Source organism: Terasakiella sp. 4MB5A, from assembly GCF_050058155.1.
In the GTDB taxonomy this organism is placed as follows: Bacteria; Pseudomonadota; Alphaproteobacteria; order Rhodospirillales; family Terasakiellaceae; genus Terasakiella; species Terasakiella halodenitrificans.
Genome location: NZ_CP188815.1, coordinates 2,971,797 through 2,990,635, shown reverse-complemented (window position 1 = coordinate 2,990,635; position 18,839 = coordinate 2,971,797). Strand labels below are relative to the sequence as shown.

General features: G+C 46.3%; 19 protein-coding genes. 10 read left to right on the top strand and 9 right to left on the bottom strand.

The annotated features are described in order from the left end of the window. Positions 1-79: 79 nt before the first annotated feature. Entirely contained in the window at positions 80-1,081 is a 1,002-nt protein-coding gene (locus tag ACI0FF_RS14110) for a TRAP transporter substrate-binding protein (RefSeq protein WP_419797431.1), read from the bottom strand. A 265-nt stretch (positions 1,082-1,346) separates the two neighbouring features. On the opposite strand from ACI0FF_RS14110, the gene ACI0FF_RS14105 reads away from it, so the two are divergent. Next, positions 1,347-2,435 (top strand): PLP-dependent aminotransferase family protein, encoded by a 1,089-nt coding sequence (locus ACI0FF_RS14105; protein WP_419797430.1) that lies wholly within the window; start codon positions 1,347-1,349, stop codon positions 2,433-2,435. Beyond that, entirely contained in the window at positions 2,410-2,865 is a 456-nt protein-coding gene (locus tag ACI0FF_RS14100) for a hypothetical protein (protein WP_419797429.1), read from the top strand. Before ACI0FF_RS14105 ends, ACI0FF_RS14100 begins: the two co-directional genes overlap by 26 nt. A 5-nt stretch (positions 2,866-2,870) precedes the next feature. Here ACI0FF_RS14100 and ACI0FF_RS14095 read toward each other — a convergent pair whose 3' ends face one another. The 3 genes from ACI0FF_RS14095 to ACI0FF_RS14085 all read right to left on the bottom strand — a co-directional run bounded on the left by ACI0FF_RS14095 (position 2,871) and on the right by ACI0FF_RS14085 (position 7,107). Continuing rightward, positions 2,871-3,869, bottom strand: coding sequence for a helix-turn-helix domain-containing protein (locus tag ACI0FF_RS14095; RefSeq protein ID WP_419797428.1), 999 nt, complete (start codon positions 3,867-3,869; stop codon positions 2,871-2,873). A gap of 105 nt (positions 3,870-3,974) precedes the next feature. Next, a complete protein-coding gene (locus tag ACI0FF_RS14090; RefSeq protein ID WP_419797427.1) occupies positions 3,975-4,949 on the bottom strand; it encodes an alpha/beta hydrolase in 975 nt (324 codons plus the stop codon). A 4-nt stretch (positions 4,950-4,953) separates the two neighbouring features. Further along, on the bottom strand, positions 4,954-7,107 hold the full coding sequence (locus ACI0FF_RS14085) for a TonB-dependent siderophore receptor (protein WP_419797426.1): 2,154 nt from the start codon (positions 7,105-7,107) through the stop codon (positions 4,954-4,956). A gap of 333 nt (positions 7,108-7,440) precedes the next feature. Here ACI0FF_RS14085 and ACI0FF_RS14080 point away from each other — a divergent pair, with 333 nt between their 5' ends. The 7 genes from ACI0FF_RS14080 to ACI0FF_RS14050 all read left to right on the top strand — a co-directional run bounded on the left by ACI0FF_RS14080 (position 7,441) and on the right by ACI0FF_RS14050 (position 12,938). Further along, complete coding sequence (locus ACI0FF_RS14080; RefSeq protein ID WP_419797425.1) at positions 7,441-8,028, top strand: TetR/AcrR family transcriptional regulator; 588 nt, start codon at positions 7,441-7,443, stop codon at positions 8,026-8,028. Further along, complete coding sequence (locus tag ACI0FF_RS14075; RefSeq protein ID WP_417841274.1) at positions 8,028-8,330, top strand: YciI family protein; 303 nt, start codon at positions 8,028-8,030, stop codon at positions 8,328-8,330. Before ACI0FF_RS14080 ends, ACI0FF_RS14075 begins: the two co-directional genes overlap by 1 nt. Further along, positions 8,323-8,931 (top strand): DNA-3-methyladenine glycosylase I, encoded by a 609-nt coding sequence (locus ACI0FF_RS14070; protein ID WP_419797424.1) that lies wholly within the window; start codon positions 8,323-8,325, stop codon positions 8,929-8,931. Before ACI0FF_RS14075 ends, ACI0FF_RS14070 begins: the two co-directional genes overlap by 8 nt. A gap of 88 nt (positions 8,932-9,019) precedes the next feature. Beyond that, the gene (locus ACI0FF_RS14065; protein WP_188661833.1) at positions 9,020-9,862 is read left to right on the top strand and encodes an AAA family ATPase; all 843 of its coding nucleotides are present in this window, start codon (positions 9,020-9,022) and stop codon (positions 9,860-9,862) included. Positions 9,863-9,977: 115 nt separating this feature from the next. Beyond that, the gene (locus ACI0FF_RS14060; protein WP_417841276.1) at positions 9,978-11,294 is read left to right on the top strand and encodes a mechanosensitive ion channel family protein; all 1,317 of its coding nucleotides are present in this window, start codon (positions 9,978-9,980) and stop codon (positions 11,292-11,294) included. Between the two features lie 3 nt (positions 11,295-11,297). After that, positions 11,298-11,762, top strand: coding sequence for a GNAT family N-acetyltransferase (locus tag ACI0FF_RS14055; protein ID WP_417841277.1), 465 nt, complete (start codon positions 11,298-11,300; stop codon positions 11,760-11,762). Positions 11,763-11,765: 3 nt separating this feature from the next. Then, the gene (locus tag ACI0FF_RS14050; protein ID WP_419797423.1) at positions 11,766-12,938 is read left to right on the top strand and encodes a vWA domain-containing protein; all 1,173 of its coding nucleotides are present in this window, start codon (positions 11,766-11,768) and stop codon (positions 12,936-12,938) included. A 2-nt stretch (positions 12,939-12,940) separates the two neighbouring features. Here the strand turns inward: ACI0FF_RS14050 and ACI0FF_RS14045 are convergent, their stop codons facing one another. The 5 genes from ACI0FF_RS14045 to ACI0FF_RS14025 form a co-directional block, all read right to left on the bottom strand. After that, entirely contained in the window at positions 12,941-13,582 is a 642-nt protein-coding gene (locus ACI0FF_RS14045) for a glutathione S-transferase family protein (RefSeq protein ID WP_419797422.1), read from the bottom strand. A gap of 112 nt (positions 13,583-13,694) precedes the next feature. After that, positions 13,695-14,468, bottom strand: a complete 774-nt coding sequence (locus ACI0FF_RS14040; protein WP_419797421.1) for a potassium channel family protein — start codon at positions 14,466-14,468, stop codon at positions 13,695-13,697. 74 nt (positions 14,469-14,542) lie between these two features. After that, positions 14,543-15,973: a ribosome biogenesis GTPase Der gene (gene der, locus ACI0FF_RS14035; protein WP_188661841.1), complete on the bottom strand. Its 1,431-nt coding sequence runs from the start codon at positions 15,971-15,973 to the stop codon at positions 14,543-14,545. Between the two features lie 39 nt (positions 15,974-16,012). After that, positions 16,013-17,353 (bottom strand): PQQ-binding-like beta-propeller repeat protein, encoded by a 1,341-nt coding sequence (locus ACI0FF_RS14030; protein WP_419797420.1) that lies wholly within the window; start codon positions 17,351-17,353, stop codon positions 16,013-16,015. 24 nt (positions 17,354-17,377) lie between these two features. Then, on the bottom strand, positions 17,378-18,043 hold the full coding sequence (locus tag ACI0FF_RS14025) for a tetratricopeptide repeat protein (RefSeq protein WP_419797419.1): 666 nt from the start codon (positions 18,041-18,043) through the stop codon (positions 17,378-17,380). Between the two features lie 184 nt (positions 18,044-18,227). On the opposite strand from ACI0FF_RS14025, the gene ACI0FF_RS14020 reads away from it, so the two are divergent. Next, positions 18,228-18,830, top strand: coding sequence for a tetratricopeptide repeat protein (locus ACI0FF_RS14020; RefSeq protein WP_419797418.1), 603 nt, complete (start codon positions 18,228-18,230; stop codon positions 18,828-18,830). Positions 18,831-18,839: the final 9 nt, after the last annotated feature.

Below are 18,839 nucleotides of genomic sequence, written 5' to 3'. Positions count from 1 at the left end.
CACGCGGTTAAAGAGATAGGCATGTTTTAGATAGAAAAAGGGCATCGACCCGTATTGGGCGATGCCCTTTTTAAATCTGTTAACGGCCCAAGATTTTGAGTACGTGGTCAAGCTTGTCTTTGCCACCGATGCTGTCATAGAATTTCGGCCAAACGGCAGAAGTTGCCAGATCGATGAATTCTTTTTCGTTATCAGCAGGATCAACAATTTCCATACCTTTGGAAATCAGGTCTTTCTTGATGGCTGCTTCCTGTTCGCGCAGGAATTTTTCGCTGTGATCGGTGGCCGCTTTCCCGGCTGCGAGGACGGCTTTCTTTTCATCGTCAGATAAATCCTGAAAAACGGATTCAGAGACGATTAACGGTTCAATGGAGAAAAGATAACGAATGTTGGTGATGTATTTCTGCACTTCGTTAAACTTCATGGCATGAACTGTGATGTAGGGGTTGTCCTGACCATCAACGACTTGTTGTTGAAGGGCGGTGAACGTTTCAGACCACGCCATCGGGGTTGCATTAATCCCCCACGATTTATAGGTATCAAGCATGATCTCGTTTTTGGGAACCCGCACTGTGACCCCTTTTAGATCAGCAACCGTTTTGATCGGTTTTTTGGAGTTTGTCAGAACGCGAAAACCTGAATAGGCCCAGCCGATAATACGAACACCTGCATCCCGGATGGTGTTTTGAACCAGTTCCTGACCCACTTCGCCTTGGGTCAATAGAACAGCTTCATCGAGACTTTGAATAACGTAGGGTAGGGTAAAGACACCGACACTTGGTGAAAATGGGGTGACGTTATTGATGGCCAGAATGGAAAAGTCCAACGTCCCAAGGGCGGCTTCGTTCACAGTATCCTGCTCGCTGCCAAGCTGGCCATTGGGGAATAGTTTAACCTTGTGCTTTCCACCTGTACGGGCGGTCATTTCTTCGGCAAATTTTGTTCCCAGCTCCCACTGGGTCCCGCCTGCGGCATCACCGATTGCGACTTTAAATGTTTTTGCAAAACTGTCGGAAGCGGAAAATACCATCACGCTGGCGGCGACACACGCAGCGACGGAAAACTTACGAACCAAACTCATAGAAACCTCCATGTTATACTTAGTATGTTTTATTTTTGAGCGTTGGTCTTCTCTTGTTGTGCTTTCACTCTATGCGTTTCATTTTTTTTTGTTAGGACCAGATGGGGCCAGATGAAGGAACCAGTATGATGCGACGCAATATTACAAAAACATGGTGTAAAGTATTTTTATTTTTCAAAAGTTGACATTTATTATATCGACTTGAAATATATATTGGCATTTTAATTAAAAAAGAGTCGCAATATTGCCGATTGGAGAACAGGAAGTGGCAACACGTATTTCAGACGTAATGTGGAAGCAGTTTTTTGAAAAATTTGCGGCTGATGGAACCAGTTTGCAGGCACAAATCCGGCAAATGATGGTGTCGGCTATTCTGGACCGTATGTTGCCGCTAAACACGCCGATTGTGTCCAGTCGAAAACTCGCAACAGAATTGGGGGTGGGCCGTAATACGGTCGTTCTTGCTTATCAACAGCTTTCGGATGAAGGTTATATCGTTGCGCGTGAACGCAGTGGGTATTACGTAAACCCGGATGTGCTGGAAGGGCATTTGGGAGCGGAAAAATTAGCTGATCAGGATGAAGCCGTCCTGCAAGATCAATTTGTGGATTGGGATCAGCGTCTCAAAATTGTCCCTTCTAAACAACGCAGTATTGTGAAAGAAGAAAACTGGCAAAAATACCCTTATCCGTTCTTATACGGGCAATTTGATGCAGACCTGTTTCCAACGGCGAATTGGCGTGAATGCTGTATGAAATTGCTCAGTGTGATGGAAATTCGCGATTGGGCGCCGGACTTGATTAGTGGGGATGACAGTTCCCTGATTGAACAAATTCGTGAACGGGTTTTACCTCGACGTGGCGTTTGGGCAGAACCGGATGAAATTCTGATTACAGTTGGGGCACAACAGGCCTTGTATCTGTTGGCAGAAGTTCTTGTGTCAAAGGATACTGTTTTTGGGGTTGAAGATCCCGGCTATCCTGATATTCGCAACATTGTGACTCAGCGTACACCGCACAAAATTCCTTTGCCTGTAGATATGAACGGGTTGATGTTAAGTGAAGATGTCACAAAATGTGACTATATTTTCGTTACCCCGAGCCATCAGTGCCCGACAACGGTTACAATGCCGTTGGAACGTCGCAAGAAACTCCTGAAAATGGCTTCTCAAAATGATTTTGTCATTATTGAAGATGATTATGAAAGCCAGAATAGTTTTTATGAAATGCCAAATCCCGCGTTAAAAAGCATGGATAAGGAAGGGCGCGTGATCTATATCGGCAGCCTTTCTAAAAGTTTGGCACCGGGGTTGCGCCTTGGTTTCATCGTTGCCCCCCAAACGCTTGATACGTGAGGTCCGTGCGTTGCGCCGTCTTATGGTGCGTCATCCGGCAATTTTCATTCAACGTACCTTTTCCCTGTTTTTATCATTGGGTTATTTCGATAGCCTGCAACGCAAACATAATCAGGTTTTTAAAGAACGTGCCGAGGTGATGACTCGTGCGTTGAAAGAGCATATGCCGGATATGACCTTTCACGCCATTATGGGCGGGGCTTCCTGTTGGGTGAGGGGGCCAGACTGGCTGAAATCGCAGGAATTGGCGGATTTGGCAGAAAAAACAGGGGTGTTGATTGAACCCGGTGATATTTTCTTTATGGCGACAAATATCAAATCAAATTATTTCCGTTTGGGTTTTTCTTCTATTCCGCAAAACAAGATTGAACCGGGTATAAAGAAATTGGCCGAAATTCTGAATGAAATGAAGCGGGCAAGAGCGTTATAAACTATTTAAATGTCGCTTAAGTTACTGGGGGAAAAGCCGAAGCATTTTTTGAAAGCGGTGGCAAAGTTTGCCGGGCTGTTATATCCGGCGAGATAGGCGGCTTCGGCAATAGATATCCCGTCACGTTCCATCAGGGTACGTGCCTTTTCAAGCATAAAGGTGCGAATGAATTTGGATGCAGACATACCGTATGTTTTTGTAAGAAGTCGTTGCAATGAATTGATACTGACACCGACAACATTTGCCAATTCCTTGGTGGAAACTTGATGTCCAAGGTGGTTTTTTAAGTATTGTTCAACGGTTTTTAAACGTTCACGGTCCTGTGGACGCATACTGCCAAGACGATCCGGTTCCCTATGGCCAATAAGTTGTCGAAAGGCTTCTTCAATCAAGGTCAAGACGCGGCTTTCGATATAAAGCATGCGCAGGATTTCGGGCATGCTGCCAGAAGCGATAATCTGTTCCACCATTGCAATGGCATGTGGAGAGGGGATCCAGTTTTTACGCGCAAGATGCGTGTCTGCGAATTGTTTGATGCTATCAATTTCAGAAGAAACACCGGTGAATTTTTTAAGCCAATCATGTGAGATGGAAATCACAATTTTCTTTATATGACTGCCACGTTTGGCATAACGTTTAAAAAATTCTGTTTTGCGTTGCGAGAAAATGGAAGCCACAGGCTGCCATAACTGGGTTTCCTGATCGAACGTGGGCATGGGAATAGGGTCGCCACCGATATAGGCTTCGATATTGCCTTCAAGAAAAAGGGAAAGGCATAGCCGAGGCTGGCACTCTCGTACAATTTCTAGATCCTGAAGATCGCTGGCGTTCGAATAATGAACGGAAAGACCGTCTTGCAATCTAAAAAAATCAATATTGCCCCGAAGCATTTTATCCTGTTCAAGAATGACAGGCGTTATACTGAACATGGATCGATAGATTGTTTTTTCGATAAGGTCACTTTTTGACACATATTTGTTTAGATCAGTTGAAGACGTAATCATATAAGCATCTTTGCGTTCTGGCTCTGGCGTCTTTTCACAAGAAAAGAATAAGTGAAACTTCCTCCTTTAAATAATAATGAGAATTAATATTAATTGCAAGTGGCGTTATTTTATCTTGTCAGCCGTTGCAAATTGCAAGGCCCGTAAAAAGGCAGGTGCATCCGCCAGTGTATGTTCCAGACCTTCATAAATCTCGAATTCAACTGCAACTTTGCCATCTGTTTGTTGGAGCGCCTGATAAAGTGTTTTGGCATTACGGACCATTTTGTTTTTCAGGAGCCATTCTTTCCGCATATCTACATTTTTACTGTAGCGTTGCGACCATTGTGTCAATTTTTCCTCATGCCCCCCGACACTTAACCTTAAAGGGATTTTTTGTTTTGAGGCTGGTGATCCAGTATCGTTATGGAAGGCGATTAGCCCTTGCATGGTTTTTTGCGGGTTGAACCAAAGTGAGGGGCTGGAGGCAACAAACTTGTCAAAATGTTCATGTCTGGTGATCAGAGCATGGAGCGTTAACAGCCCCCCTAACGAGTGCCCATATAATGTTTCCAACCCTTTATCGATATTGTAACGACTTTCAACAAAGGGTTTGATTTCCTCAATCAGGATGTTTAGGAAATTATCTCCCCCTCCGAGCGCAGGCCAAGGTTGGCTATTGGGCCGTTGCGGCAGATTGTATTTTTCAGCATGAGGGGTCAGGTCGAAGATACGGCGCTGCAACGCCAGTTTTGTATCGCCATACCCAAATGTGACGACGATAGGCGGACGGCGGTTTGCGCGCAAGGCCATGCGTGAAACCTGTTGGCTCATGGTTGACATTAACCCTAAAGTCAAATCTGCATCGAAAGCATATAAAACGGGATAACTTTGTGTGGGATCATATGCGTTCGGTTTTAATACATAGATCTTTAAAGGGAGATCAAGGTGTGGGGATTGAATTTCATATTGGGTTGCGCCTTCAAGGATGACGGCGGCACCTTCTGTTTGAACTTCTGCATGTGCGCGTGGTGCATTTGTAATGTTGAGAAAGTAGAGAAGGGCTGCACTGATGGCGACGAATGTGAAGGAATGTCTCATGATTTTAAAACTCCGCCTTCAACTTAAAGCCATAGGTTCTTGGCTTGCCATAGAAGTTGAAGAGCATTGTTGAGCCGACACGTTCATAATATTTTTTATCGAAAACATTATCGACGTTGAAGATGGCAGTTACATCTTCGGTCAGCTTGTAGTTCAGGAAAGCATCAACCACGGTATAACTGGGCGCGTTGATTGTGCGTCCACCTGAAATTGCGGCAAAGTCGTCAAAATACTTGAGGTTGCCCCCGGCACTGAGACCGTCCATCTCGTTAAATTGAGTTCCCAAATCATATTTGGAGAAGAGTTGGACCATATGTTTTGGGGTCCAGTAACTGAATGTTGTTCCGGTTTGCATGTCTTTTGTGGTGGTGAAGGTATAACCGGCAGACACGTCCAAGCCGGGCAAAAGACGGCCGCTGAGCTCTGTTTCAAATCCTTGAACACGAACTTTTCCTTGTGCCAAGGAGAAACCAGCGTTGTTAGGGTCATCGACCGCCCGGTTTTTATCTTCAAGACGGAAAAGGGCAACAGACCCGTTTAGATCGTTTGACAGTGTAGACCCTTTCAGACCAACCTCATACTGGTTGCCCGTGCGGGGATCAATGATATCGCCACCGACTTTTGTTTTTGTCTGGGGTTGAAAAATAGACGTGTAAGATCCGTAAGCCGTAAAATTATCATTAAGATCAAAGGTTGCCCCGACATAAGGGGTAAATTCGGCATCCAGATCGACTTTACTGGTGCGGGCGCCTGTCAGGTTATTGGTAACTTCTGACTCGTACCAGGAAAGACGTCCACCCGCCATGACCGTAAGTGGTTCCAATGGGGAAATCCGAAACTGACTGTAACCACCATACTGACTGCTGTCTGTGGTTTGATCTGTCGAATAGGTGACGTTGGGTTTTGCAACAGCGGACGTATCCCAATTGAAGATATTGAATGTACCGTTAATATTGGCCAACCCTTGTTTCATATCACTGGTATACCCCCGGTAATCCAGTCCCATGATCAGGTTGGCGTCCATATCCATGAGGGCAAAGGGCTTGCTGATATGAGCATCTACGGCGAGTGAGTCTTCTTCAAAATCACGGGCCAACCAGCGCATTCTGTCAACCTTACCATCTGGGTCGGCTGAATCGAGGGAGAAACCATAGAGGAAATCAACAGAACGATCTGCATATCGCAAGGATGTTTTGACGTGACCGCCATCGTTGAATTTGTGTTCAAGTTCAACGATGTAGTCTTTAACATCGTTGTTAAAGTCGTTCCAATCAAATCCGGTTGTTGTATCGACTGGCAAGTCGATAAGCGTTCCATCGGCATAAGTCGGTAAACCGTTAAACGGTTTTACATCGCGCCCCATATAGTTCAGGCTAAAGGTCAAGGTTGTTGCATCGGTGATATCGGCTTGAAGTGTTCCGTACGCAAGTTCGACACCATTGTCGGTGCCTTTAACCCAACCATCTGATTCAGATTTTGCAGCAACAAGGCGTCCCCGTAGGGCACCGTTTTCGGTGAGAGGGCCGGTAATATCTGCATCGGCGCGATAAGTCCCCCACGATCCGGCAGAAACCGATGCGGAACCGCCAAATTCTTTTTGCGCTTGTTTCAGGCGCATGTTGATTGTGCCGGTGGGTTCCCCTGTTCCCCCATAAAGTCCCTGCGGGCCACGCAAGATTTCTACGTGATCGACAATGGCCATGTCGGGTTGTGTGCCATAGATACTGGAAAGCGGTGCCGCCAAGCCGTTGAAATAGAGGTTATCATATTCAAAACCGCGTGAAAAAATACTGGATCGCCCGTCATCATTTGACAAAACCACAATTCCCGGCGTTTTGCGTAAGGCCGTATCCAGTGATGTATAGCCACCATCTTCCAGTCGATCACGCGTAATCACATGGGTTGATTGGGGGATTTCACGAACAGTTAAAACATCTTTTTCGCCCACACTGACGAGATTACTTGTGTAACTGCCTGTGCCTTCTGTTTCGTAGCTGGCCCCCTGCACAATCAAGGGTTCAAGTACAGTTTCTTGTGCAGTCTCGTTTGCATGTGTTGCTGTCGTTGTACCCGCCATTGTCAGGAATGTTCCGCAGAGCAACAAGATCTTCAACGATTTGGTGCCACGAATACTTTCGGCTTGTATCTTTTTAAACATTCTATGCTCCACCTTAATATCAAAAGCCGAACGTGTGATCCATATGAGGGCAATGAGCCTGCAATCTGAAAAAATATGGAGCAACCGAATGACTTTTGGCATTACCCTCTATAAGGGGATAAAATCTAATTTTGCCCCTCAAGTAATGAGAGCAATTTGTGTGTCGGATTATTCAAAGTCAGAGGATTTTCGTCAATATGCGAATTATTTGCATTCGCATCAATGTGTTTTGCGTTTCACCATATTTCGGGCTTTTATTTTCGCAATTGCGGGCTTGATCTCTAGGTCAATTGTCCTATAATCAAAACTAGGACAATTGACCTAGAGTGAGTAATGGCAAAGAAAAAAACAAAAGAGTGCATTATCGAAGCCGCAGATGATCTGTTTTATCGCAATGGTTTTGAACACACTTCATTCCACGATATTGCGGCTGCTGTTGGATTATCGCGGGGGAATTTTTATTATCATTTCAAAACAAAAGACGACATTTTAGATGCGGTGATTGATTTACGAATGGCCCGTACCCGAACCTTGCTTGATCGGTGGCAAGGTGAAGGGGGTACCCCAATGGCGCGTATTGCATGTTTTTGCCATATCCTGATTGCGAATATGGCAAAAATCAAACTTTACGGCTGCCCCTTGGGAACGCTCAGCAACGAATTGGCAAAATTGGACCATAACCGACAAGATCGCGCAAAACAGTTGTTTATCCTGTTTCAAGATTGGTTGTCACAACAGTTTCGCGCCTTGGGCTGTGGCGAGAAGTCGGATGAATTTGCGTTACATATTTTAGGGCGAAGTCAGGGGGCTGCAACTTTGGCAACAGTATTTCAAGATGAAGCTCTGATCAGGAAAGAGGTTGATATGATGCTCAATTGGGCGGCGCAGGTTGTAGAAAAAACACAAAAGGAAAAGGTCTAATGTTTATTGTTCTTTTGAAGTTTTCCAATCATAAAACGAAGGCCGGGCAATTTATGGATGCTCATAAGCGTTGGATATCACAAGGTTTTGATGACAATATTTTTGTTCTTGTTGGCAGTATAAAACCTGCATCTGGCGGTATGATCTTGGCACAAAATATCACTTTAACGGATTTGGAAACGCGGGTGAAACAGGACCCGTTTGTTGTCGAAGATATCGTACAGAGTGAAATTATTGAGGTTGAACCGGCACGTCTGGATGAACGACTTTCGTTTTTAAAGGGAGGCTCTGGTTATGAGTAAGACCATGACAGGGCCGGATGGTCTGGTTAGATGTGGTTGGTGTGCGCAAACGACAGAGTTTATTGATTATCATGACCGTGAATGGGGCTTTCCCGTTGATGATGATATTCGCTTATTTGAAAAACTGTGTCTGGAAAGTTTTCAATCCGGTTTGAGTTGGCGCACGATCCTGGCCAAACGGGAAAATTTTCGTCAGGCATTTGCAGGGTTTGATTTTAATAAAATGGCGAAATTTGATCATCAGGATGTGGAACGTTTACTTCAAGATGCTGGGATTATTCGACATCGTGGAAAAATAGAAGCCGTGATCAACAATGCCAAACGTGCACAGGAACTGGTGGGGGAGGCAGGTTCGCTCGCCGCTTATTTTTGGCAATTTGAAATGTTGGCGGATGATGACTTTGTCCCGCAAAGTGCATCGACATCTACACAATCCATAACCTTATCCAAGGAATTGAAAAAACGGGGTTGGAAATTTGTTGGTCCTACAACGGTTTATTCATTTATGCAGGCAATGGGGCTTGTGAATGATCATGCATTGGATTGTGTCGGGCGCAAAGCGGTGATGCACGCGCGTGAAACTTTTCAGAAACCAGTTTAAAAATGATTGTTCCCTTCGCAATGACTTGAATGATTGTCCTGCGTACCGTACCTTAGTTGTTAGGTATCCAATCATTTAGGTTTTGGGAATGAGCTTTACAGGCACAGACAATTACGTTGCGACCGATGACCTGCGCGTTGCAGTGAATGCGGCGATTAATTTAGAACGCCCTCTTTTGGTGAAAGGGGAACCGGGAACGGGTAAAACCGTTTTGGCCCATGAAATTTCAAAAGCGTTAAATGCGCCTTTGATCGAATGGCATGTCAAATCTACGACGAAGGCACAGCAGGGTTTGTATGAATATGATGCAGTGTCTCGTTTGCGTGATTCCCAATTGGGGGATGAACGTGTGCATGATATTGCCAATTACATCGTGCGTGGCAAATTGTGGGAAGCCTTTGAAAGCGAACAGCGCCCGGTCCTGTTGATTGATGAAATTGATAAAGCCGATATTGAGTTTCCAAATGATTTGTTGCTGGAACTCGATCGTATGCAGTTTCATGTTTATGAAACAAAAGAAACGATCAGTGCGCGCAATCGCCCGGTCATCGTCATTACGTCCAATAATGAAAAAGAATTGCCAGATGCGTTTTTGCGCCGTTGTTTCTTCCACTACATCCGATTTCCTGACAAAGAAACGATGGCAGAAATCGTCGATGTACATTATCCGGGATTGCAAAAACGATTGGTGAGTGAGGCCCTAAACGCGTTTTATGATTTACGCGATGTACCGGGATTGAAGAAAAAACCGTCAACGTCTGAATTGCTGGATTGGATTAAGCTGTTGATGGTGGAAGATATTCCGCCGGAAGCTTTACGCAGTACGGATGGAAAAAAAGTTATTCCACCGTTGCATGGTGCCTTATTGAAAAACGAACAGGATATTCATTTGTTTGAACGTCTCGCCTTTATGGCACGGCGGGATGCTTAGAGCATGTCTCTTTTAATTTGAATTATGTGTTATGCTCTAACATATTTATTTGGCGCAAATGCGTCGTTGCAACCTAAGTTTGGGTGCTCGGGATTTGCTAAGGGGACTATAAAACGTGTGGGACAATATTCCATATCAAGACCAGATATTTGAACTGATCGCCATGGTGCACCAGTGGGTGTTGGAACATGTGCTGGTCTGGGATAGTGCCAAGCAAATTGCAGTGCTGGTTGGTGTGTTTATTGTCGGTAACCTATTGCAGTCCAAGATGGTGCGCGGCGTTGAAGCCATACGCTTGCCCAAAGCTGTGAAGCGTTTTGAACATCCGATGCATGAGGTCTTGCGCCCCCTTGTCGTGCCTCTGTTCTTTCTGATTGTTCTGTGGTTCAGTCTGTTTGCTTTACGGACCTTGGGGCAGGGGTTTCATATTGTAAATCTGGTGGTCAGCCTGCTGAATGCATGGGTGGTTATTCGATTTGCTTCTGCCTTTATACATGATGAAGGCTGGTCACGTTTTGTCAGCATTGCGGCGTGGTCGGTCGCTGCCCTGAACATTGTCGGCCTGCTGGATGTGACGACGGCCTTCTTGGATAGCTTGTCTTTCAGTTTTGGCGAGATGCGGTTCTCAATCCTTGGATTGGTCAAAGGCGTTATTGCCATTGCTATTCTGTTTTGGCTGTTTACCTTGCTGGAAGGGGTGTTGAAGCGACGTATCGACAGTTTGCGCAATATTACCCCGTCCGCCAAAGTCCTGCTGAAAAAGTTCATGCGCGTTATCCTCATTATTCTGGGCGTTTTGATTGCGCTGGATGCGATGGGGATCGACTTAACGGCCTTGGCGGTCTTTTCTGGTGCCATTGGTATCGGCTTGGGGTTTGGGTTGCAGAAAGTGGCGGCCAACTTAGTCAGTGGCGTTATTTTGTTGCTGGATCGGTCTGTAAAACCCGGCGATGTCATTGCCCTTGGCAGTACGTATGGGCGCATTGATAAGCTGGGCGGTCGTTATGTGTCGGTAATTACGCGCGATGGTACAGAACATTTGATCCCGAACGAGGAACTGATTACGCAACGCGTGGAAAACTGGTCTTTTTCCGATACCAACGTGCGGCAAAAAGCGATGGTTGGGGTGGATTATTCCGCAGATCTTAAATTGGCGATGAAGTTGTGCGAAGAAGCCGCAGAAGAAATTGAACGCATTGTAAAAGAACCTGCCCCGCGGTGTCTTTTGCGTGAATTTGGCGATAGCTCGGTCAATATCGAACTGCGTTTCTGGGTAAACGATGCTCATAATGGTTTGGGAAATGTGCGTTCGGAAGTTCTGTTGCGCATTTGGGACAAGTTCCATGAACAGGGCGTGGTCTTCCCCTATCCGCAAAGTGATATCCACGTCAAAGGCGTTGTACCTATCCGTCTGGAAAAAGAGAAAGAATAGATCATGTATGAAATCGCGTTGGAAAGCCCGGATCAAGCCGACGTTAAGGTCTTGTTGGATTTAAGTGATCGCTATCATGAAAAATTATATCCGGCAGAAAGCAATCATTTGCTGGATGTTGCCGATCTGATTAATGATCGAACCCATTTTTTTGTCGCCCGTAGGGTGGAAAATGACGAGGTCGTCGGGTGTGGCGCGATTGTCAGTTATCCCGGTTATGGTGAAATCAAGCGTATGTTTGTTTTACCAGAGACACGCGGAACGGGCTTGGGACGCGAATTATTAATGGTTTTGGAAATGGCGGCGCGTCAGTTCAAGCTGCCCTGCCTGAGATTGGAAACGGGCGTGTCCCAACCCGAAGCCATTGGGCTTTATCGCAATGCCGGGTTTGTTGAAATTGGCCCGTTTGGGGAGTATCAACTCGATCCGCTTAGTCTATTCATGGAAAAAGAACTGGTGAAAGATTAAGCCATGTTTCTCAACCTCTTTTTCGAATTAAAACAAGCCAAGGTGCCGGTTTCGTTAAAAGAATATCTGTTGCTGATGGAAGCAATGGATAAGGGTGTCGCTGAATATTCGATTGAGGATTTTTATTATCTATCACGCGCAGCCCTGATCAAGGATGAACGCCATTTAGATAAATTTGACCGGGTTTTTGGTCATGTGTTTAAAGGGCTGGAACCTGTTGAGGGCGAGACCCATGATATCCCGGAAGAATGGTTGCGCAAACTGGCGGAAAAAGTCCTCAGTGAAGAAGAAAAGCAGCTTATTCAATCATTAGGGGGATGGGATAAGTTGATGGAGACGTTGAAAAAACGTCTGGAAGAGCAGAAAAAACGTCATCAAGGCGGCAGTAAATGGATCGGGACGGCGGGGACTTCGCCGTTTGGCGCCTACGGCTATAACCCGGAAGGGGTGCGCATCGGTCAAAAAGAATCTCGTCATCGTCGTGCAGTCAAGGTGTGGGATAAACGGGAGTTTAAAAATCTGGATGATCAGGTTGAGTTGGGGACGCGTAATATCAAAGTTGCTTTGCGTCGTTTACGTAAATTCGCGCGCAGTGGGGCACAAACCCAGCTTGATTTGGATGATACGATCAAATCGACAGCCCATAAGGGGTTCTTGGATATCAAGATGGTCGCAGAACGTCACAATGCGGTCAAAGTGCTTCTTTTCTTTGATGTGGGTGGGTCGATGGATGATCATATCAAGGTTTGTGAGGAAATGTTTTCGGCGTGCCGTTCTGAATTCAAACATTTGGAATATTTTTATTTCCACAATTGCGTTTATGAAGGGGTGTGGAAAGATAACCGCCGTCGTCACAATGATACCATCGCCCTGTGGGACGTGCTGCATACCTATCCCAGCGATTATAAGGTGATCTTTGTTGGGGATGCGTCTATGAGTCCTTATGAAATTTCCTATCCCGGTGGGGCGGTGGAATATTGGAACGAAGAAGCAGGCGCCGTTTGGATGCAACGAATTTTAGATGTGTATCCCCATGCCGTCTGGATTAACCCTGTGCCGCAAAATTGGTGGCGCCACACCATGTCCATTCAAATGATGAAACAACTCATGTCTGATCGTATGTATGGCCTGACCCTGGAAGGGATCGATCAGGCCATACAGGAATTAAATAAATAAGGTTAAGCTTTCGGTGTCAATTGCATGGCAAGGAAGCCTTCTAAGGCCTCGATCCGGTTTAGCCATGCATTGATGTGTTTATAAGGTGTGAGGTCAATTTCGCCCTCAGGTGCGAGGAAGGTATAGCTGTACAGGGCGATATCGGCCAAGCTGGGGGTTTCTCCAATTAAAAAGGCACGGCTTTCAAGTTCATTTTCCAGAACGCGCAACAGTTTTTTACTGACGGCAAGTGCCAGATCATAATCCAGATCGCGCCCCAGTAATTTGATGACACGTGCTGTTGCCGGACCGTTATAAAGCTGATTTGCAGCCACGCTTAACCATTGCTGGACTTGTGCGGCTTCAATCGGACTTTCCGGTAGCCATTTATTGTCCCCATCATATTTTTTCGCCAAATAAATCAGGATGGCGTTGGAATCCCAAATCAGGGTGCCATTGTCATCAATCATGGGAACTTGCCCAAAGGGATGCTTTTCAAGGTAAGCGACTTCTTTATGTTCCCCTTTTTTTAAATTAACGAGGACGGTTTCAAACGGAATATCCAGCAAGGATAGAAAAAGAGTAACCCGATGAGCATGGCCTGAAAGGGGTGACCAGTAAACCTTGATGGGATGATGTGTGGACGCAAACAGGGGATTGGGCATGATTGGGTAAACCTATTCAATATGATTTTCTGCGACAATCTATCGTCTTTTTAGAATGTTTAAAATACATCAAAAAGGGAATGGATCATTTCCTAAAGTGAAATAATCTGAATCATATGACATCACCATCATTCTTGATTTTCAAAATCTCACCACAGTGTTTGCAATGAACGGCATCCGGTTCGTGACGTGTTAAACCGCAGGTCGGGCATGTATGGTTGACTTTGGAGGGACGGAAAATTGTTTGTACAAGGCGTAAGAACAGAGAAATTCCGAACACCATAATGACAACACTGAGAAGGCGGCCAAATGGTCCTTCCAGTGTAATGTCGCCAAATCCTGTGGTCGTCAGGGTCGTTACTGTGAAATAGAGAGCATCAATATAGGTATTGATTTGTTCGTTCTGATCCACTTCAAAGACATAAACCAGTGCGGTTACAAAGAAAATGAACACAATTAGGTTCAAGATACTCATCAACACCTGTTCATTTTCACGAAAGAAGGTGAATTGATCTCGGAAATCTTTCAGAACATGGTATGAACGTAGTAAACGCAGGGCGCGCACAATACGCAAGAACGCAAAATTCTCGATAAATAGTGGTGCAAGCAAGGTGCCGATTACAACAAGGTCAGCCAAATTCATTGGGCGAATGATAAAGCGCCATGGTGAATTTGCCGCAGCCATACGTGCGAAATAATCTATTATTAAAATAAAAGCGATAGAATAATCGGCAATAAGAAATGTATCGTCATGTTCGATCATGGAGGCAACGATGAAAAAGGCGATCGTGACAACATCGAAGATCAAAAGACCGTATCGAAAATACAATGCGGACCTTGAATCGCCATAATATAGATTGCGTAGTCTTTCGCGTAGCGCGACCATATCGCATGCCCCTTTATATTATTTTATTTAAAATAACAAAAAAGGGCTTCTTGTAAACAGAAGCCCTTTTGGGATTAGCGTTTTTTCTTTTTGCTCTCGTAAGGGTTTTCCCCTTTACGCATCATGACCCGGATGGGAACGCCATCAATGCCGAAATCTTCGCGAATGCCATTGGCGATGTAGCGCAGATACGATCCGGGCAAATCACCGGGTTTGTTGGCGAAAATCACAAAGGTTGGCGGACGTGTCTTGGCTTGGGTCATATAACGCAACCGCAGGCGACGGCCTTGGGCCAAAGGCGGCGGGTGTGCTTCTGTCATTTGTTCCAGCCAACGGTTTAATTTCCCGGTGGGGACACGAATGTTCCAGTTTTCATAAAGTTGGAAAATCGCAGGGAACAATTTGTCCGTCCCACGTCCTGTTTTGGCAGAGAGTGTGACAATCGGAATACCGCGAACCTGTGGCATGGAGGTTTCCATACGGTCGGCGAGTTTTTGTAACTGTTCTTTGCGGTCTTTGACAGCGTCCCATTTATTACACACAATAATCAGGGCACGGCCTTCATCAATGGTTTCTTTGGCGATCGTCAGGTCTTGTTTTTCCAGCATGAGGGAAGAATCAAGTACCAGACAAACTACTTGTGCAAAACGAATGGCACGACGCGAGTCCGCAGCGGACAGCGTTTCAACTTTTTCGTTTACTTTCGTACGTCGGCGCATACCTGCTGTATCAATCAGTTTGATTTTACGACCGTCAACTTCAAAATCCAGTGCAATGGAATCGCGTGTGATCCCGGCTTCTGGCCCGGTCAGGAGGCGTTCTGTCCCTAAGAAATGGTTGATCAAGGTTGACTTGCCAACATTTGGGCGACCGACAATGGCAATCTGCAAAGGTGATTTAGAGGTGTCGATTTCTTCGATTTCCTCACCTTCTTCATTGATGATCGTGCGGGTTTGCACTTGGGCCAACAGTTTTTCTTCTTCGATCAGGGCGGCGTTTTCTTCCATCCATTTATCGTAAGCCGGTTGAATGGCATCATAGACATTATTCATTCCGACGCCATGTTCGGCTGAAAAAGGAAAAGGTTCCCCAAGGCCAAGGCCATATGATTCATAAATTCCGTTATCAGCCGCACTGCCTTCGCACTTATTGGCGAGCAAAATCACCGGATTATCACGTCCGCGCAGCCAATCGGCAAAGTGGCTGTCCAGCGGTGTAATACCGGCGCGCGCATCAATCATAAACAATGTGATGTCGGCTTCATCCAATGCGTGTTCGGTTTGTTCGCGCATACGGGCTTCCAATGAATCATCGAAAGCTTCTTCTAGACCGGCGGTGTCGATGACTTTGAATTCAAGGTCACCAATACGACCTGTTCCTTCGCGTCGGTCACGGGTAACGCCGGGGGTATCGTCTACAATTGCCAGTTTTTTGCCGACAAGACGGTTGAAAAGGGTCGATTTCCCAACATTGGGTCGACCAACGATTGCCACGGTAAAGGGCATTTCTTTCTATCCTAAATGAGCCAAACGTTTCGCAACGTTTTAGCGATAAGCAACCAGATCCGCATCGTCCGACAGGAAGTATAAGGCCCCGTTAGCTGCCAGCGGCGGTACAATAATCTTATCCGGCATGTCCACCTTGCCTAATATTTCACCTGTATAAGGCGAAACAGAATAGGCCTCTTCGTTACTGCCGGCAACGATCAGTCGGTTGGAAACCAGAATCGGTGCACTCCACGTCAGGTTTCCTGTGCGCTCTTCCGGGTCCTCCCAACGGGGAAGTTGTGTGACCCAATGAATGCGACCATTGTAACGGCTGACACAGACAAGTTCGGAGTCCGGTGTAACAACATAAAGATAGTCACCGGCAATCCAAGGTGTTTCCTGACTGGAGAGTTCCTTGGACCAATAGCGCCGTCCGCTTGCTAAGTCAATGGCGGTGAAGCTGCCGGAGTTGGAAATTGCGTAAACACGCCCCCTGTCAATAACAGGACGCCCGCGAATGGCGGTTAAGGCAGAGACGGCATCAAGGCGTTTGCCCCCTGTGAGGCTATCCGCCCAAACCTGATTTCCATTTTCCACTTTCAGGGCCACGATGTCACCGGATGAAAATGCGGCAACGACAACACCTTGATCCACCGCAGGACTTGCACCGCCCAGAATGCTGGCTGTTTCGCTAATGCCTTTATAGTTCCAGATCTTGTCACCGTTACGACCATCAAAGGCAATCAGTTCGTTGTTTAATGTAATCACAAACAAACGGTTGCCCCGTGCGGTCGGTGCCGCACGCATCGGTGCATCGGCCTTGGAAACCCAAATGGTTTTTCCGGTGTTGGCTTCAATACCAAAAACAAGGGCAAATCCGGTGGCGACATAAAGACGCCCGTTTTCATAGGCTAGGCCACCACTGATATGACCATCGTCTTCATGTTCCGGCGTGAGTTCCAATTCCCAAAGGCGTCGACCCGTCTCAGCGTTGAAAGCACTGACGAGGTTTTCTGAATCGACAGTGAAAATTTTGCCGTCTGCAACAATCGGCTGGGCAACGATTCGTTCGGAATCATCAGATCCGGACCCAATGCTGGTTCGCCATATCCGGCGCAGATTAGGTGCCACTTCGATATGGTGCATAGCGTGATTGGCAAAACCACCAGCTTGTGGCCATTCCATATTGGGGGAGGGGGGCGGCAGCAAAATTTCTTTTGCGGCTGTTTCCGGGTCTGGATCAAGGGTGCGTTCATGCAACAAAACAGAAATTCGCTCACCCGGCAGAGGCGGAGCTTCCTTTTCACCCAGCCAGGTGTCACAAGCACTGAGGGAGAGGACACAAAGTCCAGCCATCAAAAAACGGCGCATCATGTTCGGTGTCTCCGGTTGTTTCATTACATCTCGATCCGTGGACTCTAATTAGTCAGTGTACGCTTTTGCAAATTCAGCCGCACGTTGGCGCATGCCTGCTGGTGCACTGGCGTCTTCTGCCAGATTGGTAACCAGCTCAAGGGCTTTTGCCTTGTTGCCTGCTTTGGCTTCTGCAAAGGCTTGCAATTCAGTTGCGCTATGGCGCCAAGGGTTTGTTCCGCCGACCAAGGGTTGCAGGCGGCGAGAAATCTCGGCAGCATCCATATTGTCCAGACCATTCATGGCACCCAGAATCAGGGCCATATCACGAAAGACCGAGTCCAGTTCGCCATTTTGTGCGATCAGGAAATATTGTTCAGCTGCTTCTTTATGCTTGCCTTGATCCGCGAGCAACGCAGCTTCCTGCATACGTGCCAATGTGGCGTAACCGCTGCCACTTTGCGAAGACAAAGCTTTGAAAGCTTTATCGGCTTCTGTGAAGTTTTGTTGCTGGGCAAGATCAAGTGCACTTGCGTATTTTGCACTTACGTCTTCGCGCTGGCTTAGATCATAAGCTTTCCAGCCTTCATACCCGGCAACACAAATGACAACGGCGACAATTGCCCCGATTAATGTATTGCCATATTGTTTCCAAAGCATTGTCGCTTTGTCCTGACGCAATTCTTCGTCAATTTCTTTAAACAGATTGCTTACGGAAGCATCATCTTCAGCCACGGCACATATTCCCAAAAAAAATCAAAATTGTTGCGCTAACATAGCTTTTCATTATCGCCATTGCAAACGCGCTTTCACTTTCCGATAGCGATTTATCGTTTTTTTGTGACGAAAATGAGGACAAGTTGTTAAAAAGGGAAAAAGCTTTGGTAAATGTTCAGGCACAATAGGCGGCAAGAAACGAATGAAACGGAATCTGTACCTTTTTGCACTGCTTTTGACGATTGTCACAGCTGTGGGCTATACGATCGGAAAAAACTGGGAAAAAGAGGCTGAAATTGCTCAGGTTGTGGTGGATCGCGGGGCGCAGGTGCAAAACTGGCGCAAGCAGGCCGTGCAAGGAAACCCCGAAGCCCAATATCAGCTCGGCCTATATTACGAAAAAGACCGCACCGATTATTTAAATGCGCAGAAATGGTACCGTGTGGCGGCAACAAAAGGCCAGCATGCCGGGGCGCAATATAAACTCGCCCAACTGTATATGAGTGGCTTGGGCGTGGAAAATAATCTCGCTGAAGCCATGAAATGGTTTCGATTGGCGGCGGCAAAAGGGGATGTGCGTGCGCAATTCTTCATGGGGGTATCTTACCGTGATGGTTGGGAACGCAAGTCTGATTTTATCGAAGCTTATAAATGGTTCTTGCTCGCCAATCGTAATGCGTTACTGGTACGTCAAGAAAATGAAAGATTTGATCCTTCTGCCGCCTTGGTTGAACTGGATCGACGCATGAGCAAGTTTGATCGCGAACAGGCCGAGAAATTGGCGCAAGATTGGCGTAAGGGATAAGCATTGCTC

Bases quoted from the DNA above. Each gene is read 5' to 3' on its own strand.
- ACI0FF_RS14110 (WP_419797431.1), bottom strand. From the start codon at position 1,081: ATGAGTTTGGTTCGTAAGTTTTCCGTCGCTGCGTGTGTCGCCGCCAGC.
- ACI0FF_RS14095 (WP_419797428.1), bottom strand. From the start codon at position 3,869: ATGATTACGTCTTCAACTGATCTAAACAAATATGTGTCAAAAAGTGAC.
- ACI0FF_RS14090 (WP_419797427.1), bottom strand. From the start codon at position 4,949: ATGAGACATTCCTTCACATTCGTCGCCATCAGTGCAGCCCTTCTCTAC.
- ACI0FF_RS14085 (WP_419797426.1), bottom strand. From the start codon at position 7,107: ATGTTTAAAAAGATACAAGCCGAAAGTATTCGTGGCACCAAATCGTTG.
- ACI0FF_RS14080 (WP_419797425.1), top strand. From the start codon at position 7,441: ATGGCAAAGAAAAAAACAAAAGAGTGCATTATCGAAGCCGCAGATGAT.
- ACI0FF_RS14075 (WP_417841274.1), top strand. From the start codon at position 8,028: ATGTTTATTGTTCTTTTGAAGTTTTCCAATCATAAAACGAAGGCCGGG.
- ACI0FF_RS14070 (WP_419797424.1), top strand. From the start codon at position 8,323: ATGAGTAAGACCATGACAGGGCCGGATGGTCTGGTTAGATGTGGTTGG.
- ACI0FF_RS14065 (WP_188661833.1), top strand. From the start codon at position 9,020: ATGAGCTTTACAGGCACAGACAATTACGTTGCGACCGATGACCTGCGC.
- ACI0FF_RS14055 (WP_417841277.1), top strand. From the start codon at position 11,298: ATGTATGAAATCGCGTTGGAAAGCCCGGATCAAGCCGACGTTAAGGTC.
- ACI0FF_RS14050 (WP_419797423.1), top strand. From the start codon at position 11,766: ATGTTTCTCAACCTCTTTTTCGAATTAAAACAAGCCAAGGTGCCGGTT.
- ACI0FF_RS14045 (WP_419797422.1), bottom strand. From the start codon at position 13,582: ATGCCCAATCCCCTGTTTGCGTCCACACATCATCCCATCAAGGTTTAC.
- ACI0FF_RS14040 (WP_419797421.1), bottom strand. From the start codon at position 14,468: ATGGTCGCGCTACGCGAAAGACTACGCAATCTATATTATGGCGATTCA.
- der (WP_188661841.1), bottom strand. From the start codon at position 15,973: ATGCCCTTTACCGTGGCAATCGTTGGTCGACCCAATGTTGGGAAATCG.
- ACI0FF_RS14030 (WP_419797420.1), bottom strand. From the start codon at position 17,353: ATGAAACAACCGGAGACACCGAACATGATGCGCCGTTTTTTGATGGCT.
- ACI0FF_RS14020 (WP_419797418.1), top strand. From the start codon at position 18,228: ATGAAACGGAATCTGTACCTTTTTGCACTGCTTTTGACGATTGTCACA.